The sequence below is a fragment of the Propionicimonas sp. genome (assembly GCF_049840635.1).
Taxonomy (GTDB): domain Bacteria; phylum Actinomycetota; class Actinomycetes; order Propionibacteriales; family Propionibacteriaceae; genus Propionicimonas.
Map to the genome: position 1 here is coordinate 1972262 of NZ_JASGKL010000005.1, position 26747 is coordinate 1999008.

The window sequence follows — 26747 nt, forward strand, 5'->3', positions numbered from 1 at the left end:
TCCCGTCCTGTCATCCCGGCGAAAGCCGGGATCTCGGTGAGGGTGGCTGAGCTGTCTTCCGGAGATCCCGGGTCAAGCCCGGGATGACAGGGAGGGGTCGTTGTGATCGTCCGCCCTCTGCCGGGCGTGCGGCGTGGTCAGCGGACGGAGATCGCGGCCAGGTCGGCGCGGACCTCGGCGGGCTCCTCGGTCAGGGGCATGTTCGGGGCGTCCGAGACCGCGTCCAGCGCACCGGACGGGTCGGCGGCCAACGCGGCGAACGCCGGGTCGAGGTCGGCCTGGGCCGGACCGTCCTCCGACACCAGTTCCAGCGTCTTGTGCCGGGCGGCGTCGCTGGTCAGTGCGCTGACGAGGACGCGCGCGATCCCACTGCGCGCGACCACCCCGTCCGCGGGCGTGCCGGCCTGGCGGCGGTCGCCCTGCAGGAACACCAGCCGGTCCTGGCCGGCATCGTTGTCGTCGAACCAGCCCGGGCGAACGATCGTGTACTCGCACCCGCTCGCCCGCACCAGCCGTTCCGAACGACGCTTCCAGTCGTGCGCCTGCGTCGAGCGGTTGTAGCTGCCCTCGCGGTTCGTCACCCCGATCGCCGTCATCAGCGCCACCCGGACGGGCCGCCCGTCGAGGGCGGCCAGGACGTTGCGGACGCCCTCGTAGTCGATCGTCCGCGCGCCGGTCGCCCCCTGGCCGTCCGAGCCGAGGGTGAGGACGACCGCGTCGATGCCCTCCACGGCCGCAACGAGCGTCGAAGGACGGGTGACGTCCCCGATCACCGCCTCCGCGCCGGCGGGGAGCGTCCCCGCCTTCGCCGCGCTGCGGACCAGTGCCCGCACCCGGTGCCCGGCGGCGAGCGCCTCGGTGACGACGTGGGCTCCGATGCTGCCGGTGGCGCCGACGACGAGGACGGTGAGCGGGGTCATGGGGTCTCCTGGGGTTCGGTTGTCCCTCGGGTCCGATTCCATGTCCCGACGCTAACCCGCTCCCGCGCCGCGGAGGAGTGACTGCCAGTACCCCTGTCGGGGCGCCGCCCGCCTACAGCGAGGCCGCCTCCGTCGGACGCGTGAGCGTGCCGTCACCGTGGTGCTCGGCGATGAAGGCGGACGCGCGGGCGGACAGCGCCATGATCGTCAGGGCGGGCCCGACGGTGCTGCCCGACACGAACGACGCGGCGTCGGGGACGAACACGTTGGGGACGTCCCACAGCTGGTTCACCCCGTTGGTGACGGCCATCTTCGGGTCGTTGCCCATCCGGGCGCCGCCGGTCTCGTGGATGGCGGCGCCGAGGATGATCGACAGCTTGATGCCCTGCTTGAAGATCGCGCGCTGCAGCGGGTTGAAGTCGGGCCACACGTCCTTCGACTCCAGTCCTGCGGCCGAGCCGATGAAGTTCACCCGCAGGCCGGTCTCGTCGGCCATCTCCCGCAGCATCGTCATGGTCCGTTCCAGCAGCAGCCGGTCGTTCTCGCCCATCGACAGGTCGATGTACGGCAGCGGCATGCCCCACTTGTCCTTGCGGACGCGATCGAGCCGGACGTGGTTGTCGAACCGGGCCAGCATCTCCCCGGAGCCGCCCAGGCCGAACATCGGGCCGTGGTCGGGCGGGGTGGGGAAGCGGCCGCCGAGCCCCTGGAACGAGATGCCCCGCTTGAACTGGCCCGACTGCTCGGCGCCGAGGTTCTCCCAGCGCGGGATCAGGATGCCGCCGGGAACCCCGTAGAAGGGGTCGGCCGGCATGTTGTCGGGGGAGTCCCACGTGCCGGCGAACCGCGGGGCATCGAAGAAGCCGACGCTGATCGTCTGGTCCATGAAGTAGTGGCCGAGGATGCCGGAGGAGTTGCCCAGACCGTTCGGGTGCTTCGCCGAGCCGGAGTTCAGCAGCAGCCGGATCGACTCGATCGTGGACGCGCAGAGCACGACGACGTCGGCGAAGACCCGGTGCTCGCGCTTCGTGTTGCGGTCGACGAAGACCGCTCCGGTGGCCAGGCCGGTGGTCTCGTCGGTGGTGATCCGGACGACCTCGGCCTCGGTGCGGATCGTCAGTCGGCCGGTGGCCTTCGCGTCCGCGATGCCCGGCGGGACGCGGTCGGGGAACGGCGCCTGGACGCGCCAGGAGATCACCTTCCGCTCGGGCCAGCGACCCTCGACCTTCTCCTTGAAGTCCTTCTCCACGGTGGAGAGGAAGCCGGGGCCGCGGTACCTGCCGTCCGGCGGGTGGACGAGGCCGTCCGCGTCCCCGTAGACGCCGACGGTCTCCTCGACCCGGTCGTACCAGGGCTCCAGATCGGCGTACGAGATCGGCCAGTCGGTGCCGTACCCGTCCAGGCTGGCGGCGTGGAAGTCGGCGTCCGACATCCGCTGCAGGACGCGCCCGTAGCTGTGCATCCGTCCGCCGAGCAGCTTGGAGCGCACCCACAGGTAGGGCCGGGTCAGCGGCGTCGAGTAGGGGTCCTCGAAGTCGTTCACGAGGAAGCGGTTGGACGACTCGGAGAAGTACGGGCGGCACGCCTGCCGGAACTGGCCCCCGGCCATCGCCTTCGCCCGCGGCAGCAGGTCCATGCCCATCGGCGCCGGCTTCTTCTTCGAGTAGTCCGGCGGGACGAAGTCCTCCTCGCGCAACTCGCGGCCGGCGTCCAGCAGGAGCACGTCCAGCCCACGCTCGGTGAGCTCCTTGGCCGCACTGCTGCCACCCGGCCCCGAGCCGATCACGACGGCGTCGAAGCGGCGCTCGATGTTGGCCATGGCTCTCTTCCTTCCTAGACCGCGACGGTGCGGGTGCGCTCCCCGCCGAAGGGGACGGGGATGTAGGCGACGCGGATCTTCAGGCGCAGGGTGACCTCGTGGTCGCCCTGGGGCAGCGCGCCCGTCCGGCGGATGGACAGCGGGGTGCCGTACTCCCAACGGTAGGTCGTGACGGTCGTGGCCTCGTCGAGCGTGAACCAGTCGGTGCCGTTGGGCGAGATGGTGATCTCCTCGCGGGGGACGTCGGTGCCGTCGATGACCAGCTGCACGTCGTGCACCATCGACAGCGGGATGCCGCGGTAGTAGGTGATCAGCGTCTCCAGCTGGAAGGCGGCGCTGCCGTCGGCCAGGGTGGTGTTGCGGGCCGAGCCCTCGGTGAACACATAGCTGTCGAACATGGTTACTTCCCGTCGTTGAGGTGGGCGGCGAGCATGGCCTGGTGCGACCGGACCTGCCCCTGGTCGTCGACGGGGACGTCGATCGGGGTGAAGCGGTTGCCCTCGTACTCGCTGGCGATGTAGCCGTCGTAGCCGAGCTGGTTCAGCCGGGTGATCACCTTCGGGTAGTCAATCGAGTACTCGGTGCCGTCGGGGAGCATCTCGTAGAACTTGCCGTGGAAGTGGCGGATGTAGTTGATGTGCTCGTCCAGGCACTCCAGGGGCGTGTTCTCGTAGCCGGTGGAGAAGAAGGAGTACTCCCCGTCCACCTCGCCGCGGAACAGGCTGGTCAGCTCGGGCGGGAAGTTCATGCCGTGGTCGGAACCGTCTCCGAACGCCCGGAGGGTGTCGCCGTTGGCGGCGTACAGTTCGTCGATCTTGTCGGCGACGGCCGGCGTCAGCCCGATGCTCGTGAAGTAGTTCGTCGAGACCCGCGGGTGCCGCTCGCAGAAGATGCCGAAGTCGATGACGAGCCCGAGGCGCTCGGACTGTGCCTTCTTCATCATGTCGATCCACTGCGCGGTGAGGGTGCCGGCGAAGCTCATCCCTGCGTGGATCTCCAGCGCCATGGTGACGCCGATGCTCTCGGCGTAGGGGAGCGCGGCCAGCGTCACCTCGGCGGAGGTGTCGGAGACGAGGCGGACGAGGTCGAAGCCGAGCAGCTTGCTGACGTCCAGGTCACGCTGGAGGAGTTCGACCTGCTCGGGGACGCGCAGCGTCCGGTTCCGATAGATGGTGGAGTTGATAAAGATGTCGTTGCAGACCGGCACCAGCCCGGACGCCTCCAGCGCCGTGCGCCAGGTGCGGACGGTCTCCTCGCTCGGGTGCGGGGTGCTGGGGATCATCTGGTCGCTGATCAGCTCGACGCCCTGCGCGCCGGTGGACGCGATGAACTCCAGCACGCTGGGCAGGTCGAGCCGGCCGCGGGCGTAGGAGTCCTGCAGGCTGTAGCAGCTGACCGCTGTCTTGATCTGGCTCATGGGTGCTCCTCAGGCGTGGACGGGTTGGGCGGCGGGGGTGCGGGCTGAGTCGGCGGCGCCGATGATCCCGGCGTTGTTGGCGAGCTTCGCGGTGAGGATCGCGGGTTCGCCGCGGTAGCCGCGTCCGGACAGGTTGGCCAGGTAGTGCTCGCGGGCGGTCGGCAGGATCAGGTCGCCGGCCGCGGTGGTGATCCCCCCGCCGATCACGAACACCTCGGGGTCGGTGACGGCGGTGAGGGTCGCCATCCCGTAGCCGAGCCAGCGTCCGAACTCGGCCAGCAGCCCGAGCGCGGCCGGGTCGCCGAGCCGGGCGGCCGCGCCGACGTGGGCGCCGGTGAGCGGCTGGCCGGCGGCCTGGTCGAGCATGGTCTTGGCGGCCGGGATGTACTCGTAGGCGAACCGTTGCGCGGCTCTCGCCAGGGCGGTGCCGGACGCGTAGGCCTCCCAGCAGCCCCGCTGCCCGCAGCCGCACACGTGACCGTCGGGCACGATCTTCACATGCCCGAGTTCGGCGGCGGCTCCGAACGCGCCCCGGACGAGTTGGCCGTTGCTGATCACGGCCCCGCCCAGGCCGGTGCCCAGGGTGAGCATCACCATCTCGGTGGTGCCCGCTCCGTTGCCGAACCGGTACTCGGCCCACGCGGCGGCGTTGGCGTCGTTCTCGATCACGACCGGGTGCCCGATCAGGGCTTCGAGCCGGTCAGCCAAAGGGTGGTCACGCCAGGCGATGTTCGGGGCGAACAGCAGCTTCCTGCGGTCGGCCGACACGAACCCGGCCGCCGCGACCCCCACCCCGGCCACCTCGTAGGAGGCCATCAGTTCGGCGACGGCCTCGGCGACCGCCTCCTCGATCTGGGTGGGGTCGGACGGGTCGGTCGCCCGGCGGGTCGTCGCCACGATCTCCCCGGTCGGGGTGACGACCCCGGCCAGGATGTTCGTGCCGCCGATGTCGACACCAATGGTCAGTTCAGTCATCACAGGGTCCTCAGTGCTGGGAGAAGGCGGCGTCGAAGGCCGCGCTGGGCGGGGTGAACAGGTGTTCGCGGACGAACGCGAGGGCCTGGGGGGCGCCCTGGAGGCGGTCCATGGCGGCGTCCTCCCACTCCACCGAGATCGGGCCCGTGTAGCCGATGCCCTCGATGGTGCGGAAGATCGCTTCCCAGTCGATGTCGCCGCGTCCGGCCGACACGAAGTCCCAGCCGCGCCGCGGGTCACCCCAGGCCAGGTGCGAACCGAGCGGGGCGTTGCGGCCGTTGAAGCGGCGCTTGGAGTCCTTGCAGTGCACGTGGTAGATCCGGTCGGCGAAGTCGACCAGGAACCCGGCCGGGTCGATCTGCTGCCAGTTCATGTGGGACGGGTCGAAGTTCAGCCCGAACACCTCCCGGTGCCCGATCGCCTCCAACGTGGCCTTGCTCGTCCAATAGTCGTACGCGATCTCGGAGGGGTGCACCTCGAGGGCGAACTTCACGCCCTGCTGTTCGTAGGTGTCCATGATCGGGTTCCACCGCTCGGCGAAGTCGGCGTAGCCGTCAGCGATCATCTCCGCCGACGCCGGCGGGAACATCGCCACGTACTTCCAGATCTTCGACCCGGTGAACCCGGTCACGACCTTCGCGCCCAGCCGGGCCGCGGCCACCGCGGTCACCTTCAACTCCTCCGCGGCCCGCTGCCGCACCCCCTCGGGGTCACCATCACCCCACGTGCGGGCCGACACGATGCCCTGGTGCCGGGAATCGATCGGGTCGTCACACACGCACTGCCCGGTCAGATGGTTTGAGATCGCGTACACCGACAGGCCGTACCGCTCCAGCGTCGCCTTCTTCGCCGCCAGGTAGTCGTCGTCCTCGGCGGCGGCGAACACGTCCAGGTGATCACCAGAACACGCGATCTCCAGACCGTCGAACCCCCACTCAGAGGCGAGCCGGCACACCTCCTCGAACGGCAGATCCGCCCACTGGCCAGTGAACAGGGTGACAGGACGAGACATCAGGAACCTCCGGAACTCTTCGGTGAGCGGCAGGCGCTGCCGATGTTGGCTGCTGCTGCGGCGCAAGAGGTCGATGATCTCCTGCACTTGTGCACATAGTATGCATAAGTACAGGAGGTCCGCAAGTAAGTCCCGAGCCCGACGGATCCTGGCGATCGGGCGTCGCGGCCCGGCGACCGCGAGTTTCCGCACCGAATGGTGGCCCGCCCGCCGGGCGATCCACAGACTCGCGGCTTTCGGCCCCGATGAAGGCGCGCTGACAGGGTGCGGACGGGGCCGAACTCCGCACTTCGCTTCCAGGAGGCCCGGCCCGGCCGGGATTCGGTGCCGAAAGTCGCGACCGATCCGACGGACCGACCTCGGCCGGCGTCAGCGCGACTGGCGCGCCAGCAGCACCTCCACGTCGATCGGGAAGCCCTCGGGACCCCACTCCGCGAGGTAGTCGGGGGACAGCAGGGCGTCGACCACCATCGTGTTCGCGCCGGTGACCTCCTCGAACCGGTCCGACCTGCCCTGCCGCAGTTCGAGGTTCTGCACGGACGCCGCGAGCGCCTGCGCGTGCAGGGTGCGGCTCACCGTGCCGAGGAAGAGGCTGCTGTCGGCCAGTTCGTTGCCGCCGACCACGACCCGGCGCGGGTTGAACCACGTGACGACCGAGGCGAGTGCCCGGCCCATCGCGTCCGCAGCCCTGACCACGAGCTCGGTGCAGGTGGGATCGCCTGCGTCCGCCCCCGCGACGACGTCGGCCAGAGTGAGGGCGGACGCGTCCACGGCCGCGAGGTGGGGGCTCCGGCCCTCCGCCACGGCGCGCCGGGCGTCGGCCTCGATCGCCCACCGGGACGCGTAGGCGTCCAGGCAGCCGACGCGTCCGCACAGGCAGATCCGGTCGGAGTCGGGGTTCACCACGATGTGGGTGATCTCGCCCGCGATCCAGTCGGCGCCGCGGTGCAGCCGTCCGTCCGAGATGATCCCGCTGCCGACGCCACGGTCGAGGCGGACGAAGACGAGGTCCGACGGCGCTCCCGGCTCGGCGGCCGCCCCGAGCGCGGCGAGGTTGGACACCGATTCCACCCAGACCGGGGCCTGCATCCTCCGGGTGAGCCAGGTGCGGACGTCGAACTCCCTCGGCCAGCGGATGTTCGGAGTGCTCGACGTGACGGGGTCCGCGCTCCTTCCGGTGGAGAAGTCGACCGGCGCCAGCACGCCGAGGCCGATCCCCCACGCGCGTCCGCCGGCGTGGTGGCGGGCGAGCATGCCCTCCATCTCGGTGGCCATCAGCTCGCAACTCTGGATCGGATCGATGGTCAGCGGGGACGGGATCCGCCGGTCCTCGATGACCCGGTTGGCGAGGTCGCTCAGGGTCACCCGCAGCCCGGTCAGGCCGATCAGCCCGGTGAGGACGCGGCCCTCGTGGCCGCTGAACTCCCACACGTCCGCCGCTCGCCCGCCCCGTGAGCGCTGGGTGCCCGACGGGCGGACCAGGTCGAGCTCCTGGGCGGCCTGGACGCGCTGCGTGATGATGTTGCGCCCGAGCCGGGTGGCGTCGGCGAGCTCTGGACGGGTCTGGGCCTCGCCGGTGCGGATCAGCCGGACGACCTCGGCCACCTGCACCCACGGGTCCTGCGGCGATACGGGGTACACGTCGCCTCTTCCTCTGTCAGCTGGGGACTTCATCATAAGGGTCTTGACTTACGCACGACGGATGCATATGGTTACCACCGTTATGATCCGAACGATCATAAGAAACGGCTTTGGAAGGTACTTCAATGACGAAACTTCGGATCGGCATCGTGGGCCTGGGCTTCATCGGAACCCAGAAGCACCTCGTCGGCCTCTCCCAGCACCTCGACAAGTGCGAGATCGTGGGTTTCTGCGACCTCGACGTCGAGCGGGCGCAGGCGGCCAAGGACTCCCACGGTTCGCCGGACTCCTACGTGACCACCGACTACCACGACCTCCTCAACGACCCGACCATCGACGTGATCCACGTCTGCACCTGGAACGTGTCGCACTGCGAGATCACCTGCGCGGCCCTGGAGGCCGGCAAGCACGTGCTGGTCGAGAAGCCGATGGCGGTCACCGGTGCGGACGCCCGCAAGATGCGTGACACCGCCGAGCGCACCGGCAAGAAGCTGTCGGTCGGCTTCCAGTACCGGTTCCGCAACGAGTCCCAGTTCCTGCGCAAGGCGGTGGACGAGGGCCGGTTCGGCGAGATCTACGCGTCGAAGGCCCACGCGGTGCGTCGTCGTGGCGTCCCGATCTGGGGCGTGTTCACCGACAAGTCCAAGCAGGGCGGCGGCCCGCTGATCGACCTCGGCGGCCACGCGATCGACCTGACCCTGTGGTACATGGACAACTACGACGTCGAGTCGGTCACCGGTGTCGTGAACTACAAGCTGGGCGACAAGCCCGAGGGCAACATGGCCGGCCCGTGGGACCCCGAGACCTACACGGTCGAGGACTCCGCCTTCGGCTTCGTGAAGTTCACCAACGGCGCGTCGATGTTCGTCGAGGCGGCCTGGGCGCTGAACGTGCAGGACTCCCGCGAGGCCTGCGTGACCCTGTGCGGCACCGAGGGCGGCGCGGACACCATCCAGAACCCCGGCACCTCCGACCTGCTGGTCACCCTGAACAACGTCCAGGGCGGCGAGCTGGTCAAGACCAAGCCGGACACCGGCTCGGGCTACTTCGGCGCGGGCGGCGTGCCGCTGAGCGGGTTCGCCTACATGGGCGGCCTGGAGGCCGAGTCCTGGCTGAACGCGATCATCAACGACACCGAGCCCTACGTGACCGCGAAGCAGGCGTGCGTGGTCACCGAGATCCTGGACGCGATCTACACCTCCGCCGAGACCGGCCAGCCGGTCGTCTTCACCAAGTAGTCCACGGGCCCGCCAGGGCTCCCCGAGGTCGCTTCGGCGAACCCGCCACGTCCGCGGCAACGGACGTGGCGGGCCCTCACCCCAACGGATCCAGCGCCGCTCGATCCGGCCGGCAGGAGCCGGCAACACAATGTGGTGTTACGAGAAAGAGAAACACTCGAAATGGCTGAACAGCAAACCGTGGGGGCCCGGGTGGCCACCTCCGTCGCTGCCGGTGACAAGCTCACCTTCGGCACCAAGCTGGCCTACGGTCTCGGCGACTTCGCCAGCCAGCTGATGTGGACGCTCGCGTCCAGCTACCTCGTCCTCTTCTACACCGACAACGTCGGCCTCGCGGCCGCGTCCGTCGGCATCCTGATGCTCGTCGCCCGTGTCGCCGACGCGATCTTCGACCCGATGCTCGGCGCCTTCGCCGAGCGGCACCCGACCCGGTGGGGACGCTTCCGTCCCTGGCTGCTGTTCGGCTCCCCGATCCTGGCCGTGAGCGTGATCCTCACCTTCATGACCATCCCGACCGGTGACGTCGGCAAGATGATCTGGGCGGGCGTGACCTACCTGTTCATGGGCTTCATGTACTCCGCGGTGAACCTGCCCTACGGCGCGCTCTCCACCGTCATGACCCGCGACCCCGGCGAGCGCGTCTCGCTGAACTCGTTCCGCATGATCGGCACCAACCTCGGCGCTGTCGCACTGAGCGCGTTCACGATGCCGCTGATCCTGCACTTCAGCGGGGTGGGCGACGGCCAGACCACCAACGTCATGGGCTACACGATCACGGCGGGGATCATGGCCCTCGTGGCCGTCCCGATGTTCTGGATCGTCTACGCCAAGTGCAAGGAGGTCATCCAGCCCGACATCACCGCGACCAAGGTCCCCCTGTCGACCACCCTCAAGGTCGTGCTCGGCAACAAGCCGCTGATGCTGGTGGCCCTGGCGCTGTTCTTCGTCCTCACCGGCCTCTTCGGACGCCTCGCGGTGGCGGTCTACTACTACATCTACATGATGCACCGGTTCGACCTGATCGCCTGGCTGATGATGCTGCCCTCGATCGCCGGAGCCATCGGCATCGCGCTGTTCGCCCGGCTGTCGAAGACGCTCGGCAAGAAGAAGACGATCAACATCTCGATGATCGTGACTGCCGTGCCGACGATCATCCTGTTCTTCGTCGACCCGTCGAACGTGCCGATGGTGTTCGTGCTCACCGCCCTCTACGGCCTGGGCAACTTCGCCGCCCCCGTGATCATGTCGATGGTTCCGGACGCGATCGACTACGCCGAGGACTCCACCGGCGTGCGCAGCGACGGCACGGCGTACGCCGCGGTCAGTCTCGGCACGAAGATCGCCTCGGCGGTCGGCGCGGCGATGGGCGCGATCCTGCTGGGGGCGTTCGGCTACGTGGCCAACGCCCACGAGCAGTCCGCGCTGGCGGCGACGGGCATCAACTTCACCGTGAACATCGTGCCGGCGGCCTTCAGCCTCCTCGCGATCATCCCGGTGGCGCTGTACCCGATCACCGAGAAGAAGTACGAGGAGATTCGGGCACGGCTCGAGGCCAAGCGGGCCGCGGCGGAAGCCTGATCGCAACGTCGGGGGCCGGTTCGGTCCGGCCCCCGACCCACGATTGCAGTAGCAGTGCACACGAACGTACGGGAAGGGCAGGGTCCACAGATGCACCAGCCGGGTAGCGCAGGGGAGATCCTGACGATCCTGAGGGACGGCAGGGCACGGACGAAGCGCGACCTCGCCCTGCTCACAGGGCAGGCCCGTACGACGGTCGCACAGCGGCTGGCCGTCCTCGAGGACGCCGGCCTGGTCCGCGAGACGGACGAAGCCGCCTCGACCGGCGGACGCCCGTCCGCAGCCTTCGCGTTCAACGCCGCCGACAAGGTCGTCCTCGCCGTCGACCTCGGCGCGAACCACGCCGCCTACGCCGTCACCGACCTGTTCGGCACCGTCCTCGCCCATGCCGGGGACGACGTCCGGATCAGCGAGGGGCCGGGACGGGTCATGGACCTGGTCCTCACCCGGCTCGACGCGCTCCGCGTCGACCCGGCGGTAGCCGGACGCGAGGTCATCGCCGTCGGGATCGGCCTGCCGGGCCCGGTCGAGCAGGGCTCGGGCCGTCCCACCAGCCCTCCGATCATGCCCGGCTGGGACGGCTACGACGTCCGGGCGGTGCTCTCCGAGCGCTACGGCTGCCCGGTGTTCGTCGACAACGACGCCAACGTGCTCGCCCTCGGCGAGCGGGCGCTGGCCTGGCCCGGCGTGCAGGACCTGATCTACGTGAAGGTGGCCACCGGCATCGGCGCGGGCATCTTCAGCGGCGGCCACCTGCTGCACGGCGCGGAGGGCGCGGCCGGAGACCTCGGCCACGTGTACACCGCCGCGGCTGGGGACCGTCCCTGCCGGTGCGGCAACCGCGGCTGCCTGGAGTCCCTGGCCGGCGGGATGAGCATCGCCGCGACCCTCACCGCCCAAGGCGTCCCGGCCAGCTCGCCGCGGGACATCGTCGAACTCGTCCGCGCGGGCAACATCGAGGCCGTGGTGGCGCTGCGGGACGCCGGCCGCGCGCTCGGCGAGGTCCTCGCCGCGTGCACGGCGCTGCTGAACCCGCGGGTGATCGTGATCGGTGGCGAGATCGTCGAGGTCGGCGAGCCGCTGCTGGCCGGCGTCCGGGAGTCCGTCTACTCGCGCGCGCTGCCGCTGGCCAGCCGCAACCTCCGGGTGACGGTCGCCCAGTCCGGCGCGCTCGGCGGCGTCATCGGTGCTGCCCACCTGGCGATCGACGCGGTGTTCTCACCCCCGTTCCTCGAGGCGGCGCTGGACAGAGAGCCGGCGGCCGTCGGCTGACGTCCGCCTGAACCACTCCGTCCGCCCTCCCCGACCCCACCGACCACTCGACGCCCGACCCGGCGTCCTCCCACTGGCGGCAGCGACGCCGCCGGGGGAGTTCCCCCAAGGAGAACCCCATGCTCAACCGCGACATCATCCAGAACACCGGCTTCACCAACACCGTCGAGGACGGTGCCGTCACCGGCTTCCAGCTCGTCCTGCGCAACCCCAACTACCGCGGCCTATCCGGCAGCCTCGTCGACGGGGTGGACGTGACCGTCGACGGCCACACCTGGTCGCACGAGGACACGACCCTCGTCCTGCAGGGCACCAGCTACGACCTCGACACCCTGCGGCACTCCTCGGGCGTCCGTTGGTCGCTGATGGACGCCATGGTCGTCCGCGTCCCGCTGCCCGGAGGGCTCGCCGCCGGCGTCCACCGGGTCGCCGTCGACGTCCGGCTGCGGGCGCCGTACATCCCGATCGAGTTCCAGCCCGGCATCACCCACGCCGAACGCGACCTCGCGCTGGTGGCCCCGATCGCGTCCCCGACGTTCTCCTACGGCGTCTCGCTGTACAGCTACACCGGCGACATGTACACGCTGCTGACGCTGGAGGACGCGATGGCCGAGATCGCCGACCTCGGCGCGACCGGCATCGAGATCCTCGGCGAGGGCAACATCCCCGGCTACCCCGACCCGTCCCCGGCCTGGATCGACGAGTGGCAGCGGCTGCTGGCGAAGTACTCCCTCACCCCCACCAACTACGGCTCGTGGATCGACTCCCGGATGTGGCTCGACCGCGACCTGACCGCGCAGGAGGGGGCGGCCCAGCTCGCCCACGACGTGCGGCTCGCGCACGAACTCGGCTTCAGCACGGTGCGTCCCAAGATCGGCGTGATCACCGAGGACCTGGTGCCGCACCCGATCTGGGACGAGGCCGTCGAGCGCACCCTCGACCTCGCCCACGACCTCGGCATCGTGATCTGCCCCGAGATCCACAGCCCGACCCCGATCCGGCACCCGGTGGTGGACAGCTACATCGACTTCATCGAGCGGACGGGGACGACCAACTTCGGCCTGCTCATCGACACCGGCATCTTCATGACCAAGACCGCGTTCCTCGGCTGGGACGGGCTGCCTCCGGAGTCCGAGGACGACGTGCCGGTGCCGCTGCGTCCGCTCTCGGTGCCGGCGTCCGACCTGGTCGACATCATGAAGTACGTCGTGTTCATCCAGGCCAAGTTCTACGACGTGGGGACCGACCTCGTCGATCCGCACATCCCGTGGCGGGACGTGTTCCGCGTCCTCGCCGAGACCGGCTACACCGGCTACCTGTCCAGCGAGTACGAGGGCGACCGCTCCCCGTACCGCGGCATCGAGCAGGTCCGTCGCCAGCACGCCATGTTCGGTCAGCTCGAGCGCGAGCTGTTCCAGCACTGACCCACAAGGAAGAGAAGAGAAGACCATGCCCACGCTGTTCATGAAGCTCCCCCACGAGGAGAAGGTGCTGCACCCCGGGTCGCTGCGCGAGCTGCGCCTCGGTGAGGCGGTGGCCGGGTTCACCCTCGACATCGGCCTCAACTACTACCGCGGCATGCCGCTGTCGTCGGTCGAGAAGCTGGAGCTGACCGTCGACGGCACGCCGGTGCCGGCCGAGCTGATGCTGTTCGAGTACAACGAGAAGCTGTTCATGCCCGACCAGCTGAGCCTGGCGTTCACCGAGTTCTGGGACATCAAGCACGACCTGCGCGTCAACGTCTACAACGGCGGCCTGGCCGAGGGCGATCACGAGGTCGGCGTGGAGCTGCACGTGCGCAACGTCTACATGCAGTTCGGGCTGGGCGCCTACGGCATGGTGGACGGGTCGGCCACCCGCACCCTGACCCTGGAGCACGGCCCCGCCGCGCCGCAGCGCTCGGTGATCGAGGCGAGCACCGGCGTGACGGTGCCCCGCGAGGAGGGCGTCGCGACGGCCACGATCGGGACGATCGAGCAGGCGGTGTCGCTGTACGGCTTCGAGGAGCGGCTCGTCGACGACCCCGACTTCGGGCTGGCCGACATGTTCGCCGAGCTGAACTCCCTCGGCGTGAAGAAGTACGAGCTGATCGGCTCGATGGTGTTCAGCCAGTACCCGCACCCGACCCAGGCCGAGATCGCAGCCGTCCGGGCGCTGTCGGAGCAGTACGGCGTCCAGATCAACAGCTACGGCGGCTACCTCGACAAGGGTCGGATCACCGGGCACGACGCGACCGACGCCGACCTGATCCTCGACATCACCTCGGACCTGATGACCGCCCGTGACCTCGGCGCGACCTTCCTGCGCTCGGGGGACATCCCGCTGCACCTGCTGGAGGCGTCCGCCGCGATGGCCGAGCGCTACGGCGTCCGGATCGGCATCGAGGTGCACGCGCCGCACACGCCGAGCGACGCGAGCGTCCAGGCGATGCTGGCGAAGATGGACGAGATCGACAGCCCCTACCTCGGCCTGGTGCCGGACTTCGGCTGCTTCATCGAGCGCCCGGCGCAGCCGGCGCTGGACCGGCACATCGCGAACGGGGCCAGCCCCGAGCTGCTCGACTACGTGATCGCGCACCGCCACGACGGCCTGGACGAGGCCGGGATGCAGGCGAAGATCGCCGAGATGGGCGGCGGCGAGGCCGAGAAGTGGGCGATCAGCGAGATGTTCGGGTTCCTGTCCTTCGGGCCGGCCGACATCGAGGGCTTCAAGACCCTGCTGCACCGCGTCCAGTACTTCCACTCGAAGTTCTACCACGTGACCGAGGACCTGACCGACCCGCAGATCCCGGTGGAGAAGCTGCTCGCCGCGATCGTCGAGTCCGGCTTCTCCGGCGTCCTGCTGAGCGAGTACGAGGGCCACGCGTTCCACCTCAACGACGCCCACGAGCAGCTCGCCCGCCACCTGAAGCTCGAGCAGAAGGTCCTCACCGCCCTGGCCTGAGCTCCGGCAACGGTCCCTGAGGAGCCGGCGAGGAACGAGCCGGCGTCACGAAGGGCCGCCGCCACGACTTCCGGTCTGTCATCCCGGCGGAGGCCGGGATCTCGGCGTCATGGTCGCCATGGTTGTCGTGGGGATCCCGGGTCAAGCCCGGGATGACAGAGTGGGGCTTGGTCTGTCATCCCGGCGAAGGCCGGGATCTCGGCGTCATGGTCGCCATGGTGGTCGTGGAGATCCCGGGTCAAGCCCGGGATGACGGGGTGGGCTCCTCAGGGACCGTTGAACCTGCTGATCTGATAGAATCTTCAATGTCTTGGCCGGGCGGATCCCGGTGGTGGTCGGACGCGGTGAGCGTGCCGATCGAGGGCTCGAAACCCGCCTGACATCCCGTCTCGACAAGGGATTTCACAATGCCAGGACCTTCTACTTCCACGTCGCGTCGGTGGTGGACGCTCGCCACCGTCTCGCTCACCCAGCTGCTGATGGTGCTCGACGGCACCATCGTCAACGTCGCCCTGCCGAGCGCGCAGGCCGACCTCGGCTTCACCGACGCGAGCCGCCAGTGGGTGGTCACCGCCTACGCGCTCGCGTTCGGCTCGTTCCTCCTGCTCGGCGGACGCGTCGCGGACTTCGTCGGCCGCAAGCGGGTGTTCCTCGCCGGCCTCGCCGTGTTCGCGATCGGCTCCGCGTGGGGCGGCCTGACCCACAGCGGCGCGGAACTCCTCGCCGCCCGCGGGCTGCAGGGCCTCGCCGCCGCCTTCATGGCTCCCGCGGCGCTCGCCTTCGTCACCCTCACGTTCCCCGACGGCAACGAGCGCAACAAGGCGTTCGCCATCTTCGGGTCGCTCGCCGGCGCCGGGTCGGCGATCGGCATGCTGCTCGGCGGCGTCCTCACCGAGTTCTTCTCGTGGCGCTGGTGCCTGCTCGTCAACGTCCCCTTCGCCATCGCAGGGCTGGTCGCGGGCTTCGTCCTGCTGCCCGAGAGCCGCGCCCAGGGCGACCGGCGCTACGACATCGCGGGCGCGCTCACCGCAACCCTCGGCTTCGGCGCGCTGGTCTACGGGCTCACGCTGGCCGAGCAGTCGTGGACCTCGGTGTGGACGGTCGGCTCGATCGTGCTCGGCCTGGTCCTGATCGCCGGCTTCGTCGTGATCGAGGGACGGGTCGCCCACCCGCTGCTGCCGCTGCGCATCCTCACCCACCGGACGCGCGCCGCGTCCTTCACCGTGCAGGCGCTGCTCGGCGTGGTGGGCGTCGGGGCGATGGTCTACCTCGCGCTGCACCTCCAGCTCGTGCTGAAGCTGCCGCCGCTGCTCGCCGGGCTGGGGACGCTGCCGTTCACGCTCTCCCTGATGACCGCGGTGCCGTTCGCGATCCGCCTCATCGACCGGTTCGGGCCGCGTCGCCAGATGATCTTCGGCCCGCTGATCAGCGCGATCGGCGTCTTCCTGCTCAGCCGGATCACCGTCGGCGGCGACTACTGGACGCAGGTGCTGCCCGGCGTCGTCCTGATGGGGCTGGGCATGGGCTTCACCGTCGTGCCGCTGAACAACCTGGCGCTGGCGGGGATCGACCCGCACGACGCGGGCGTCGCGTCCGCCACAGCCACGGCGACGAACCAGCTCGGCGGCTCGATCGGGCTGGCCGCGCTCACGGCGCTCTACGTCGCGGTGGCAGGCAAGGCGGGCGAGGGCGTGGCGGCGATGGTCGCGGGCTATTCGGCGGTGTTCACGGCGGGCGCGGTGGTCTTCGTCGCTGCTGCCGTCACCGCAGCGCTGCTGCTCAAGCCCAGCCGCGAGGCCGTGGCCGAGGTGGGCGAACCGGTCGCGCCCGTCCTCGGCTAGGCCGTCCGGGGCTGCGTCCTCAGCCGCGAACCTGGTCCACCCCGAGGTTGGCCAGCTGGTCGGCGCGCTCGTTGCCGGGGTCGCCGGCGTGGCCCTTCACCCACTCCCAGCGCACCTGGTGCTTCCCGATCAGGGCCTCGAGCTCCTGCCACAGTTCGGCGTTCTTGACCGGCTTCTTGTCGGCGGTGCGCCAGCCGTTGCGCTTCCAGCCGTGGATCCACTTCGTCATGCCGTTCATGACGTAGGACGAGTCGACGTGGAGGTGCACGTCGCTGGGCCGGGTCAGCGACTCCAGCCCGCGGATCACCGCCAGCAGTTCCATCCGGTTGTTGGTGGTCAGCGGGTCGCCGCCGAACATCTCCTTGGTGTGCTCGCCGTAGGTCATCAGGACGCCCCAGCCGCCCGGCCCGGGGTTGCCCTTGCAGGCGCCGTCGGTCCACATGTGGACGGTGGTCTGGTCAGTCATCGCCGTCACCCTAGCCGTCCGCGCTCGCGGGTGAGGAACGCGGCCAGTGCGCCGACCGCGGTGCCGATCAGGGTCTCGACGAGCCGGGCCTCGAGCACGGGCAGGACGGGACCGGTGTGCCCCAGCGATCCCAGCAGAAGGGCGAGCGGGGTGATGAACACCAGCGCGAGCCCGTAGTGGCGCACGACCAGGAGTTCGGCGGCGCCCTGCAGGAGGACGACGGCGACGACCACGGCCGGCCCGGGCAGCTGCAGGGCGAGCAGCACGCCGGCCAACAGGACGCCGACAAGCGTCCCGAGAACCCGGTGCAGGGCGCGGGTGAGCTGGTGGCCCAACCCGGGCACGGTGAGGGGGACGACGGCGGCGATCATCGCCCAGTAGGGACGCTCGATGCCGGCGAGCGTGGAGATGAGGCCCGCCACCATCACCGCCATGCTGCAGCGGACGGCCTGGACGCGCCAGCGCTCCCAGCGGATGGCCCAGGCCGGGTGGTCGTCGTCGGTGCCGCCCCAGATCGCGACCTCTGCCGCGCCGAGGAGGACGGCGAGTGTGGCGGTGGCCGCGCAGGCCAGCGCGGCAAGGCCGACGGTGGTTGCGCTGACCGGGATGGCCGCACTGGTGGCGACGGCGAACACGAAGAACAGCGGGCCGGGCGGACGCCAGCGGTACCGGTCGGACAGCGCCGCGGCCAGCGCCGTCCATGCTCCGGCCACGGGGATCACCAGCCAGGCGGCGATCGGCGTGGTGGCGACGAGGCAGCCGCTGGTGACGGCGAGGGTGAGCAGGACGCCCTGGCGGGCCTGGAACGGCCACCGGTCGTGGCGGCGAAGGGCTCCGCCGTAGAGGGACGCGAACGCGCCGAAGCTGGCGTAGGGGGCGAGGTCGATGCGGCCGAGCGCGAGCAGCGTGGACAGCGCCACGAGCAGCACGAGCATCACCCGCGCCGCCACCCGGTGCGCGCCCGGAGCCTCGCGCCACGTGAACAGCGCCGTCCGCAGCCGCCCACCGGCCCGCCGCCACGCCCCGTCCGCTCCCACGCCGCCATTATCGCCAGATCCCGCCCCCGCCCCGTCCACCACAAGGTGAACGGAAACTCGTGAGTTCGCCGCGGAACGGTCCACTTTGTGGTGGACGGGGGCCGGGCCGCCGTCAAGGTGGACGGATAGTCGTGAGTTCGCCGCAGAAGCGTCCACCTTGTAGTGGACAGGAGCTGGCCCCTGTTGTGGTGGGCGCCGCCGCCACTGTCACCCCGGGCTTGACCCGGGGTCTCGCCTTCCCGTCCACGTTGTGGTGGACGGGGGCTGGCTCGAGGTGCGCTGGGCGTCGGCCCGGTCCACGTTGTGGTGGACGGATAGTCGTGAGTTCGCCGCACAACCGTCCACCTTGTAGTGGACGGGGCCGGGGCGGCGTCAAAGTGGACGGAAAACCGCGAGTTCACCGCGGAAGCGTCCACTCTGTGGTGGACGGGTGCCGCGGTGGTGGGGGCGTCGGCCCGGTCCACGTTGTGGTGGACGGAAAGTCGCGAGTTCGCCGCAGAACGGTCCACCTTGTGGTGGACGCGACCGCGGTAGCCGTCAAGGTGGACGGAAAGTCGTGAGTTCGCCGCAGAACCGTCCACTTTGTGGTGGACGCGACCGCACAGGCACCCAAGCGCGGCACGACAGGAACCGTCCCCATCGTGCCGCGGACGGGTCAGAGATCAGTAAGCGACGGTGAAGCGCTGGCGGGAGTGCTTCGGAGTCTCGATCTCGTCGACGAGGGCGACCGCGAAGTCGGAGCCGGTGATCGTGGAGCGGCCGTCGGCGTCGGCCACGACCAGGTCGCCACCGCTGCGGTACGCGCCGGTGCGCGGGCCGTCCGCCCACGGGCCGAACTCGACGGCCGGGCTGACGAAGAACCAGTCCAGCGCGTCCTCGCGGGCGCGCAGGTCGTCCAGGACGCCGGCCAGCTGCAGGGCCTCCGGACGGTACTCCTCGGCGAACGCGTCGGTGTCGACCAGTCGCGGGCCGCCCTCCTCGACCAGCAGCGACCCGGCGCCGCCGACCACGCCGAGCCGGGCGCCCGCCTGCGCGGCGAGATCGGCCAGCTGCGCAGCCAGCCCGCGCACCTTCCCGACCAGTTCGCCACGCGGCGACAACGTCTCGACGACGACATCCGCGCCCTCGACGACAGCGGCCAGCGTCCCGTCCTCGAGCACGGAACCGGTGCGGTAGGTCACGCCTTCGACGGGCTGCGCGGGCTCGTGGCGCGACCACGACGTCACCTCGTGGCCGCGCGCTGCGGCCTCGGCGACGATGTGGGCGCCCGCGTAACCGGTGCCTCCGAGGACGGTGATCTTTGCCATTCTGCTGCTTCCTTCCGAGTGGTCTTCACATCTGTGACTTCACTACTTACGATAGGTAACCAACTAACCGTGAGCAAGAAGGCACCTGAAGGTAACCAATGAACAGTTCGGTGACCATGACCCGACCGGCCTTCGACCCGTACGCCCGCGAATGTCCCAGCCGGCGCCTGCTCGACCTGATCGGCGACCGCTGGACGGTGCTCGTCGTCGGCACGCTCGCGGACGGACCACTGCGGTTCTCGGAGATCACCCGTCGGATCGGCGGCATCTCGCAGAAGATGCTCACCCAGACCCTGCGCAACCTGGAGCGCGACGGCCTGGCCACCCGCACTGTCCACGCCGAGGTGCCGCCGCGGGTGGAGTACGAGCTGACCGCCGCCGGCCATTCGCTCCGCGAGCCGCTGCACGCGCTGGAGGAGTGGGCGGTCGCCCACGCCGACGGCGTGCTCAGCGCGCAGCGCAGCTACGACGAGCGGTAGCGCCACACCCCGGACGCCGGGCGAGAGCGGGGCGTCCGGCAGCAACTCAGCCCGCCGACGCCCGCGCCACGAAGGCCGCGACCTCGTCGAGCATCTCGACCAGGTGCTCGGGCTGCCCCGTCCACACCGGACGCGAGGTGGGCAACCCGGCCACGATCATGGACGCGGACAGGTCGTCGACGGCCATCCCGCGGGGTGCCGGACGCGCGGCGATCACGGCCGCCCGCGCCCTCTGCTCCGCGCTGAGGCTGTCCCACCACGCCCGCAACGTCTGCTCGTCGGTCACGCCGCCGACCGTACCGCCTCCACGACGTGGTCGAGGGCGGTGTGGAAGCCCACGTCGGACGCGACCTCCCGGCGCACGACCTCCGCGCGGCGCACGTCCAGGCCCAGGTCGGTGAGCATCGCGGCGAGACGGTCGGGCGTGGTGAGCAGGTCGGGGTCCTGCGGGCCGCCCCAGCCGCCCTCGAGGTTGGCCGAGTCGCAGCCGACGACCAGGACGGTGCCGCCCACCGCGAGCGCAGGGACGGTGTGGCCGAGGACGCGGCGCAACTGCGGCTCGGGCAGCTCGAGGTAGCTGAGCAGGATCAGGTCGAAGCTGTCCGGACGCGGCTGGTACGCCAGCGCGTCCGCGACGATGGCGTCCACCGGCCGGTTGAGCAGCGCGGAGCGGCCCTGGATGCGTCCGATGGAGACGGTGGCACGGTCGACGGCGGTGACGTGCCAGCCGCGTCCGGCCAGCCAGATGGCGTTGCCGCCCTCGCCGGCGCCGAGGTCGAGGGCACGTCCCGGACGCAGGCGTCGGCACGCCGCCACCACGAACGGGTTGGGGGTGATCTCCCAGGCCGTCGCGGCTGCGGCGAGGCTGTCCCGCCAGCTCGCTGCGTCCGTCATGCCCACCTTCCTGCGGCGAGGCTAGGCGGGAAAAGCGGACGGCACGCCTCCTGCAACAGAGCCGTACCTAACCTGTAACCATGTCGTCCCTTTTCGACCCGCTGACGCTGCGCGGCCTCACCATCCCGAACCGGATCTTCCTGGCGCCGATGTGCCAGTACCAGTGCGAGGGGAAGGACGGGGTGCCGACCGACTGGCACCTCGTCCACCTCGGCGCGCGGGCGTGCGGCGGCTTCGGCCTGTTGATCGCCGAGGCGACCGGCGTGCTGCCCGAGGGCCGGATCACGCCGCAGTGCACGGGGATCTGGGACGACCGGCAGCGGGACGCGTGGGCGCGCATCGTCGGCTTCTGCCACGGGCAGGGCGCGACGATGGGCATCCAGCTCGCGCACGCGGGGCGCAAGGCGTCCACGTATCGCGACTTCGACGCGCCCGGGTCGGGTTCGGTGCCGCTGTCGGACGGGGGCTGGGAGACGTTCGGGCCGTCGGCGATCCCGTTCCCTGGGCTGGTGACGCCGACCGCGGCCGACGACTCCTACCTGGCCCGCGTGGTGGACGGGTTCGCCGCGGCGGCACGGCGGGCGGACGAGGCGGGCTTCGACGTGGTCGAGGTCCATGCCGCGCACGGCTACCTGCTGCACGAGTTCCTCTCGCCGCTGTCGAACCACCGCACCGACGGCTACGGCGGCGACCTCGCCGGACGGTCCCGGCTGCTCGTTGAGGTGGTGGACGCGGTGCGCGCGGCCTGGCCGGAGGACAAGCCGCTGTTCGTGCGGTTGTCGGCGACCGAGTGGACCGAGGGCGGCCTCGGGGTCGAGGAGACCACCGAGCTCGCCGGAATCCTGGCCGGCCACGGCGTCGACCTGGTGCACGTGTCGTCGGGCGGCAACGTGGTCGCGCACATCCCGGCCGGACCCGGCTACCAGGTGCCGCTGGCCCGCGCCGTCCGCAAGGCCGGGCTGCCGGTGTGCGCTGTCGGCCTGATCACCGAGCCCGCGCAGGCGCAGGCGATCCTCGACGAGGGTTCGGCGGACGCGGTCGCACTCGCCCGCGTCGCGCTGCGCGAGCCGTCCTGGCCGCTGCGCGCCGCCGCCGAACTCGACTGCGAGCGGGGCGCCCGCTACCCCGCGTCCTACCTCCGCGGCCGCTGGCCGGCCGCCGAACCCGTCCGCTGACGGCACGCTAGGAACCGTCCCCATCGTGCCAGTACGCGGGACGGCACGATGGGGACGGTTCCTAACGTGCCGCATTGGGGGATCGCGGTGAGCCGACGACCGGTTCGGCTCCACCTCGACATCGCCGAGAGCCACCGTTCCCGTCGAGGGCCCTTGTCTGGACGCGGGGCCCTCGACGGGAACGCGGGCTCTCGGACACGAACGGTGGCCCTCGACGTCTCGGGCGGGCGCCCTTCGTGACGCGTTCGCTCGTCCCTCACGACCGCTCCTCAGGGACCGCCCAGAGAGATCGCCATCCCCGCACCCGCCTCTGGACGGCACCGCGCCAGGCGCCACCAATGAGGAGCCCGGCCTGAAGCAACGGTCCCTGAGGAGGCTGACGGGTGAGGAACGAACCCGCCGGCCGTCACGAAGGGCCGCCCGCACGAAGGAACCGTCCCCTCGGACCCGGCACGAAGGAACCGTCCCCTCGTACCGTCGCCCGCCGTCAGCCGACGACCAGGCGTCCGTCCTCGACGCGGACGGGGAGGGGGTCGATGATGCGGCCGCCGAAGCTGCCGTCGGGCTCCTGGTCGACGAACGCGAGGAACCGCCACTCCCCGGTGTCGCGCAGCTGGACGAGGCGTCCCACGTAGAGCCCGGGCGGCGAGATCACCTCGGCGCCGGCGAGGTCGAAGGGTCCGAGTGGGCCGTCCGCGCGCGCCGCCCAGCTGCCGCCGGGGGTCGTGCCCTTGCGGGCGTCGGAGACGTCCTTGCCGAGGCAACTGAACAGCAGGAACCACTGCCCGTCCACCTCGACGGTGTGCATCACCTCGAGCTGGCCGAACCCCTGACCCACCTCTGAGGCGGGCGGACGGACCTCCCACGTGCGCAGGTCGGGGCTCCAGCAGTGTCCGGCCACGCCACGGTCGTCGATCGGGCCGGTGCTCCCGCGCGCGGTCACCAGCAGGTGCCAGCCGTCCCCGCCGGGGTCGGCGAACACCCACGGGTCACGGAACGCCCAGTCGTTCCAGCCGCCGTCCAGCTCCTCGTACCAGCGCGGGTCGGCCTCCGCGACCATGCCCTGTCGCGTCCACGTGAACAGGTCGGGGGACGTGGCCAGCCCCACCCGCTGCATGTTGCTGCCGGACGCGGCGAAGGACGTCCCCGTGTAGAAGAGGTACCACGTGCCGTCCGGGTGCCGGATCACCGACCCGGTCCACGTGGCGACGTCGTCGAACGTCCCGGCCTCCCCGTGGACGAGCGCGTCCTCGACCCGCGTCCACGTGGTCAGGTCGGTCGAGACCGCGTGGCCGATCCCCGCCCGGAAGTGCCGAGCGTCCGGATCGTGCAGCGCCCGGGACGCGAAAAGGAAGAACAGGTGGTACCGCTCACCGTCGTCGGCCGTCCAGAAGTCCCAGACCCATGAATCGGGCAGTGCGAACACCCCGAACCCCTTTCAACTCGTCGCGGCGAGGACGCCGACTCCCGCGAACACCATGATGACGCCGACCACCTGCACGGCGCGCAGCCTCTCGTGGTGCACCCACCAGCCGAGCAGGGCGGTCACCACGGGGAACAGGGACGCGAACACCGCCACCACCGACAGCGCCCCGGACCGGCTGGCCAGCGCGAAGCACAGGTTCGCGCCGAACCCGAGGACGCCGATCGCGGCGATCCCGGCCAGGTCGCGTCCGGACGCCCGCGGCACGTGCCGCCGGACGAGCGCGACGACGACGTACACGACCAGCGTCGTGACCATGTTGGCCAGCAGCGTCGTGGTGACGTGGTGGCTGCTGCCCAGCGCGATCGTGAGGTTGGAGACGCCGAAGCCGAGCGCGGACAGCAGCGCCAGCACGATCGGACGGGCGCCCGAGCCCTTCCGCCCCGTTCCCGCCCGCAGTTCCGGCCCGCTGGCCAGCACCGTCCCCGCCACCGCGACGACGATCCCCGCCACCAGCGCCGGCGTGACCGGGTCGCCGCCGGCCACCCCCGCCACCACCGGCACGACCACGCTCAGCGCGGCGATCGGGGCGACGACGCCCATCGTCCCCGTCGCGAGCGCCTCGTAGAGGCAGGAGACCCCGACCGCGACCGCCAGCCCGCCGACGACTCCCCACAGCAGCGCCGGCCCCACATCGCCGGGCGCCTCGCCGCTGCCCAGCCGGGTCAACGTCACCAGCACCCCGACCACCTGCGAGAGCAGCAGGACGGTGAGCAGCGGCACGCGCCGGCTCAGCGTCCCCCCGAGGAAGTCGGACGTGCCGAAGCACACCGAGGCGAGCAGGCCGAGCAGGAGGACCCCGGTCATCAGCCGGCTTCGTCGGCGAAGGCGTCCACGAAGGCCTCCACCCGCAGCGGGCGCCGCGTCCAGCCCAGGTGGTCGGCCAGCCGGAACAGCTGGGGCGGCTCCACTGCGGCGAGCGCCAGCGCCCCCGACTGTCCGAACACGTCCTCGGGGTGGCCGTCGGCCTGCACCTGCCCCTGCGCCATCACGATCACGCGGTCGAAGTGCTCGGCGCAGAAGTCCATGTCGTGGGTGATCGCGATCACCGTGCGTCCCTCGGCCTCCAGGCCCTCGACGACGCCGGCGATCATGTCGATGCCGCGCGCGTCCTGGCCGGTGGTGGGCTCGTCCAGCACGACGACCGGGGTCGCCATCGCCAGCACGCCGGCCAGCGCGACCCGCTTGCGCTCGCTGAGCGACAGGTGCAGCGGGTGGTTCTCCGCCTCCGCGGCCAGCCCGACGGTGGCCAGCGCGGCCATCGCCCGCTCGGTGGTCTCCGAGGCGCTCATCCCGAGGTTGCGCGGCCCGAACTCGACGTCGGCGCGGACGGTGCTGGCGAAGATCTGCTCGTCGGGGTTCTGGAACACGTACCCGACCTGCGCGGCCAGCTGCGCGATCGAGCGGTCGGTGGTGGGCGCGTCCCCGACCACCACGGTCCCGGACGTGGGCCGGAAGATGCCGTTGAGGTGCCGCACCAGCGTGGTCTTGCCTGCGCCGTTCTGGCCGACGATCGCGACCCGCTCGCCCGGCCCGACCGCCAGGGTCACGCCCTGGATCGCCTCGACACCGCTCGGGTAGCGGAAGCGCAGGTCCTCGAAGCGGACGCCGATGCTCATCACGACCTCCCGTCGCGCGAGAAGGTGGCCACCGCCTGGTCGAACGAGACCGGCAGCGGGGTGGACGCGGGCAGCAGCCCCCGCTCGCGGGCGAGCCGTCCGGCGCGGGTGTAGCGGGTGGCGCCCACCCCCCACTCGGCCGTGCGGGGGTCGGCGAGGATCGCGGTCGGCTCGCCGGACGCGGCGATCGTGCGGTCGGCGACCACCAGCAGCCGCGACGCGTGCTCGTGCAGCAGTTCGAGCTTGTGCTCGAAGATGATCACGGTCACGCCCGCGTCGGTCAGCCTCGACAGCACGTCGAAGACCAGCCGGGTGCCGGCGGGGTCCAGCTGGGACGTGGGCTCGTCCATCACCAGCACGGGCGTGCGCAGGACGAGCATGGACGCGATCGCGACCAGCTGCATCTGCCCGCCTGACAGTGCGTAGGGGGACCGGTCGAGCAGCGGCGTGATCCGCAGCAGCTCGGCGACCTCGGCGACCCGCTCGGCCATCTCCTCCCGCGGTGTCCCGAAGTTCTCCAGGCCGAACGCGATCTCCTCTCGCACCGAGTAGCGGGCGCCGGAGATCTGGTTGAAGGGGTTCTGGATCACCAGCCCCACCCGCGACACCGCCTCGACGAGCGTCAGCCCGGTGAGGTCGCGTCCGTCCACCTCGATCGCCCCGGTCAGGTCCCCGCCGTCCACCTGCGGGATGAACCCGGCGATGATCTTGGCCAGCGTCGTCTTGCCGGCCCCGGACGCGCCGAGGACGCCGGTGATCGTCCCCTTCTCGACCTCGAGGCTGACATGCTCGAGCGTGGGCCGGGGGGCGTCCGGATAGGTGTAGGTGACGTCGGTGAGGCGGATCACAGGGCTTCCAGGATGAGCGGGACGACGATCGCTGCGAGCGCGATCAGGGGCATGATCCAGCGCGCGACGCGCTGGGCGGGGCTGTCGGCGACGGGGACGAGGGACGTGCGCCGCGCGGTGGAACCGAAGCCGCGCGCCTCCATGGCCGTGGAGCGCTCCTCGACGTCGGTGAACATGCCGAGGACGAGTGGCCCGAGCAGCGGCATCAGCACCGGCAGCCGCCGGACGGGGTTCTTCGGCACGGTCAGGCCGCGCGCCTGCTGGGCGAGCAGGATGCTGTCGGCCCGGTCGCGGAAGGCGGGGATCAGCTGCAGCGTCGAGCTGATGATGTAGCTGAACTTCGGCGACATGCCGCGCTCGGTGAGCGCCGACATCAGGTCGCCCGGGTGCGTGGTCAGCACGAGCAGCACGGACGCGAGCACGAGGCAGATGATCCGCGCCCCGATGTTCAGCGCGAAGACCAGCCCCTCCGAGGTGACGGTCAGGACGCCCCACTGCCACACCGGCGTCTCGCCGCCGGGGAACGTGAGGCCCTGCACGATGACCAGCACGAGCACGATCGGGAGCAGGATCTGCCCGCCGATCCGGGCCAGCCTGCCGCCGCAGCGGGACGCCACGGCGGCGGGGACGATGACCACGACCAGCACGATCGCCGCCGCCCACCACACCGGGATCGCGAAGACGATCACGATGATGCACAGCAGCGCGACCAGCTTGGTCACCGGGTTGAGCCGGTGGACCGGGGAGGGCTGGTCGACGTAGAGGGTCGAGGCCACGTCCGGC

General features: G+C 70.7%; 25 protein-coding genes. 8 read left to right on the forward strand and 17 right to left on the reverse strand.

Translation table 11 applies throughout. The annotated features are described in order from the left end of the window. Positions 1-137: 137 nt before the first annotated feature. The 7 genes from QM779_RS14710 to QM779_RS14740 all read right to left on the reverse strand — a co-directional run bounded on the left by QM779_RS14710 (position 138) and on the right by QM779_RS14740 (position 7784). Complete coding sequence (locus QM779_RS14710) at positions 138-920, reverse strand: SDR family oxidoreductase (RefSeq protein WP_428536518.1); 783 nt, start codon at positions 918-920, stop codon at positions 138-140. 112 nt (positions 921-1032) lie between these two features. Beyond that, a complete protein-coding gene (locus QM779_RS14715; protein WP_428536520.1) occupies positions 1033-2739 on the reverse strand; it encodes a GMC oxidoreductase in 1707 nt (568 codons plus the stop codon). Between the two features lie 14 nt (positions 2740-2753). After that, a complete protein-coding gene (locus tag QM779_RS14720; protein WP_428536522.1) occupies positions 2754-3137 on the reverse strand; it encodes a C-glycoside deglycosidase beta subunit domain-containing protein in 384 nt (127 codons plus the stop codon). Positions 3138-3139: 2 nt separating this feature from the next. Then, positions 3140-4156 carry a sugar phosphate isomerase/epimerase family protein gene (locus QM779_RS14725; protein ID WP_428536524.1) on the reverse strand — a complete coding sequence of 339 codons (1017 nt, stop codon included), beginning with the start codon at positions 4154-4156 and terminating at the stop codon, positions 3140-3142. Between the two features lie 9 nt (positions 4157-4165). After that, positions 4166-5131: an ROK family glucokinase gene (locus QM779_RS14730; RefSeq protein ID WP_428536526.1), complete on the reverse strand. Its 966-nt coding sequence runs from the start codon at positions 5129-5131 to the stop codon at positions 4166-4168. A gap of 10 nt (positions 5132-5141) precedes the next feature. Continuing rightward, complete coding sequence (locus tag QM779_RS14735) at positions 5142-6230, reverse strand: sugar phosphate isomerase/epimerase family protein (RefSeq protein WP_428536528.1); 1089 nt, start codon at positions 6228-6230, stop codon at positions 5142-5144. Positions 6231-6512: 282 nt separating this feature from the next. Further along, entirely contained in the window at positions 6513-7784 is a 1272-nt protein-coding gene (locus QM779_RS14740) for an ROK family protein (protein ID WP_428536530.1), read from the reverse strand. Between the two features lie 125 nt (positions 7785-7909). Between QM779_RS14740 and QM779_RS14745 the strand changes: the two genes are divergently transcribed. The 6 genes from QM779_RS14745 to QM779_RS14770 all read left to right on the forward strand — a co-directional run bounded on the left by QM779_RS14745 (position 7910) and on the right by QM779_RS14770 (position 16656). Continuing rightward, on the forward strand, positions 7910-9022 hold the full coding sequence (locus QM779_RS14745) for a Gfo/Idh/MocA family protein (protein ID WP_428536532.1): 1113 nt from the start codon (positions 7910-7912) through the stop codon (positions 9020-9022). A gap of 162 nt (positions 9023-9184) precedes the next feature. Further along, positions 9185-10600 (forward strand): MFS transporter, encoded by a 1416-nt coding sequence (locus QM779_RS14750; RefSeq protein WP_428536534.1) that lies wholly within the window; start codon positions 9185-9187, stop codon positions 10598-10600. A 90-nt stretch (positions 10601-10690) separates the two neighbouring features. Further along, the gene (locus tag QM779_RS14755) at positions 10691-11872 is read left to right on the forward strand and encodes an ROK family transcriptional regulator (RefSeq protein ID WP_428536536.1); all 1182 of its coding nucleotides are present in this window, start codon (positions 10691-10693) and stop codon (positions 11870-11872) included. Positions 11873-11991: 119 nt separating this feature from the next. After that, positions 11992-13296 (forward strand): C-glycoside deglycosidase beta subunit domain-containing protein, encoded by a 1305-nt coding sequence (locus tag QM779_RS14760; RefSeq protein WP_428536538.1) that lies wholly within the window; start codon positions 11992-11994, stop codon positions 13294-13296. 25 nt (positions 13297-13321) lie between these two features. Beyond that, positions 13322-14815: a C-glycoside deglycosidase beta subunit domain-containing protein gene (locus QM779_RS14765; RefSeq protein ID WP_428536540.1), complete on the forward strand. Its 1494-nt coding sequence runs from the start codon at positions 13322-13324 to the stop codon at positions 14813-14815. A gap of 407 nt (positions 14816-15222) precedes the next feature. Then, positions 15223-16656 carry an MFS transporter gene (locus QM779_RS14770; RefSeq protein WP_428536542.1) on the forward strand — a complete coding sequence of 478 codons (1434 nt, stop codon included), beginning with the start codon at positions 15223-15225 and terminating at the stop codon, positions 16654-16656. 19 nt (positions 16657-16675) lie between these two features. On the opposite strand, the gene rnhA is transcribed toward QM779_RS14770, so the two are convergent. From rnhA to QM779_RS14785, 3 genes are all read right to left on the reverse strand, one after another. Then, a complete protein-coding gene (gene rnhA, locus QM779_RS14775) occupies positions 16676-17122 on the reverse strand; it encodes a ribonuclease HI (protein WP_428536544.1) in 447 nt (148 codons plus the stop codon). A gap of 5 nt (positions 17123-17127) precedes the next feature. After that, positions 17128-18159, reverse strand: coding sequence for an FUSC family protein (locus QM779_RS14780; RefSeq protein WP_428536546.1), 1032 nt, complete (start codon positions 18157-18159; stop codon positions 17128-17130). Positions 18160-18821: 662 nt separating this feature from the next. Then, positions 18822-19466, reverse strand: a complete 645-nt coding sequence (locus tag QM779_RS14785) for an NAD(P)-dependent oxidoreductase (RefSeq protein WP_428536548.1) — start codon at positions 19464-19466, stop codon at positions 18822-18824. Between the two features lie 116 nt (positions 19467-19582). On the opposite strand from QM779_RS14785, the gene QM779_RS14790 reads away from it, so the two are divergent. Beyond that, on the forward strand, positions 19583-19945 hold the full coding sequence (locus tag QM779_RS14790; RefSeq protein ID WP_428538447.1) for a winged helix-turn-helix transcriptional regulator: 363 nt from the start codon (positions 19583-19585) through the stop codon (positions 19943-19945). Positions 19946-19991: 46 nt separating this feature from the next. On the opposite strand, the gene QM779_RS14795 is transcribed toward QM779_RS14790, so the two are convergent. Both QM779_RS14795 and QM779_RS14800 read right to left on the reverse strand, forming a co-directional pair. Beyond that, a complete protein-coding gene (locus QM779_RS14795) occupies positions 19992-20231 on the reverse strand; it encodes a hypothetical protein (RefSeq protein ID WP_428536550.1) in 240 nt (79 codons plus the stop codon). Continuing rightward, on the reverse strand, positions 20228-20839 hold the full coding sequence (locus QM779_RS14800; RefSeq protein WP_428536552.1) for a class I SAM-dependent methyltransferase: 612 nt from the start codon (positions 20837-20839) through the stop codon (positions 20228-20230). The genes QM779_RS14795 and QM779_RS14800 overlap by 4 nt, the downstream gene beginning before the upstream one ends. Before the next feature lie 80 nt (positions 20840-20919). Here QM779_RS14800 and QM779_RS14805 point away from each other — a divergent pair, with 80 nt between their 5' ends. Further along, positions 20920-22014 carry an NADH:flavin oxidoreductase/NADH oxidase gene (locus tag QM779_RS14805; RefSeq protein ID WP_428536554.1) on the forward strand — a complete coding sequence of 365 codons (1095 nt, stop codon included), beginning with the start codon at positions 20920-20922 and terminating at the stop codon, positions 22012-22014. Positions 22015-22501: 487 nt separating this feature from the next. On the opposite strand, the gene QM779_RS14810 is transcribed toward QM779_RS14805, so the two are convergent. From QM779_RS14810 to QM779_RS14830, 5 genes are read right to left on the reverse strand one after another with little or no spacing between them, the layout of a single operon-like run. Continuing rightward, a complete protein-coding gene (locus QM779_RS14810; protein WP_428536556.1) occupies positions 22502-23440 on the reverse strand; it encodes a family 43 glycosylhydrolase in 939 nt (312 codons plus the stop codon). Positions 23441-23452: 12 nt separating this feature from the next. Beyond that, complete coding sequence (locus QM779_RS14815; protein ID WP_428536558.1) at positions 23453-24304, reverse strand: DMT family transporter; 852 nt, start codon at positions 24302-24304, stop codon at positions 23453-23455. Continuing rightward, entirely contained in the window at positions 24304-25116 is an 813-nt protein-coding gene (locus tag QM779_RS14820) for an energy-coupling factor ABC transporter ATP-binding protein (protein ID WP_428536560.1), read from the reverse strand. Before QM779_RS14820 ends, QM779_RS14815 begins: the two co-directional genes overlap by 1 nt. Continuing rightward, complete coding sequence (locus QM779_RS14825) at positions 25116-25964, reverse strand: energy-coupling factor ABC transporter ATP-binding protein (protein ID WP_428536562.1); 849 nt, start codon at positions 25962-25964, stop codon at positions 25116-25118. The genes QM779_RS14820 and QM779_RS14825 overlap by 1 nt, the downstream gene beginning before the upstream one ends. Beyond that, entirely contained in the window at positions 25961-26740 is a 780-nt protein-coding gene (locus QM779_RS14830; RefSeq protein WP_428536564.1) for an energy-coupling factor transporter transmembrane component T family protein, read from the reverse strand. The genes QM779_RS14825 and QM779_RS14830 overlap by 4 nt, the downstream gene beginning before the upstream one ends. Positions 26741-26747 lie beyond the last annotated feature (7 nt).

Coding starts and splice junctions, on each gene's coding strand:
- QM779_RS14815 (WP_428536558.1), bottom strand. CDS start 24,304: ATGACCGGGGTCCTCCTGCTCGGCCTGCTCGCCTCGGTGTGCTTCGGC.
- QM779_RS14760 (WP_428536538.1), top strand. CDS start 11,992: ATGCTCAACCGCGACATCATCCAGAACACCGGCTTCACCAACACCGTC.
- QM779_RS14750 (WP_428536534.1), top strand. CDS start 9,185: ATGGCTGAACAGCAAACCGTGGGGGCCCGGGTGGCCACCTCCGTCGCT.
- QM779_RS14725 (WP_428536524.1), bottom strand. CDS start 4,156: ATGAGCCAGATCAAGACAGCGGTCAGCTGCTACAGCCTGCAGGACTCC.
- QM779_RS14800 (WP_428536552.1), bottom strand. CDS start 20,839: ATGACGGACGCAGCGAGCTGGCGGGACAGCCTCGCCGCAGCCGCGACG.
- QM779_RS14820 (WP_428536560.1), bottom strand. CDS start 25,116: ATGAGCATCGGCGTCCGCTTCGAGGACCTGCGCTTCCGCTACCCGAGC.
- QM779_RS14710 (WP_428536518.1), bottom strand. CDS start 920: ATGACCCCGCTCACCGTCCTCGTCGTCGGCGCCACCGGCAGCATCGGA.
- QM779_RS14785 (WP_428536548.1), bottom strand. CDS start 19,466: ATGGCAAAGATCACCGTCCTCGGAGGCACCGGTTACGCGGGCGCCCAC.
- QM779_RS14715 (WP_428536520.1), bottom strand. CDS start 2,739: ATGGCCAACATCGAGCGCCGCTTCGACGCCGTCGTGATCGGCTCGGGG.
- QM779_RS14790 (WP_428538447.1), top strand. CDS start 19,583: ATGACCCGACCGGCCTTCGACCCGTACGCCCGCGAATGTCCCAGCCGG.
- QM779_RS14745 (WP_428536532.1), top strand. CDS start 7,910: ATGACGAAACTTCGGATCGGCATCGTGGGCCTGGGCTTCATCGGAACC.
- QM779_RS14755 (WP_428536536.1), top strand. CDS start 10,691: ATGCACCAGCCGGGTAGCGCAGGGGAGATCCTGACGATCCTGAGGGAC.
- QM779_RS14765 (WP_428536540.1), top strand. CDS start 13,322: ATGCCCACGCTGTTCATGAAGCTCCCCCACGAGGAGAAGGTGCTGCAC.
- rnhA (WP_428536544.1), bottom strand. CDS start 17,122: ATGACTGACCAGACCACCGTCCACATGTGGACCGACGGCGCCTGCAAG.
- QM779_RS14805 (WP_428536554.1), top strand. CDS start 20,920: ATGTCGTCCCTTTTCGACCCGCTGACGCTGCGCGGCCTCACCATCCCG.
- QM779_RS14730 (WP_428536526.1), bottom strand. CDS start 5,131: ATGACTGAACTGACCATTGGTGTCGACATCGGCGGCACGAACATCCTG.
- QM779_RS14770 (WP_428536542.1), top strand. CDS start 15,223: ATGCCAGGACCTTCTACTTCCACGTCGCGTCGGTGGTGGACGCTCGCC.
- QM779_RS14720 (WP_428536522.1), bottom strand. CDS start 3,137: ATGTTCGACAGCTATGTGTTCACCGAGGGCTCGGCCCGCAACACCACC.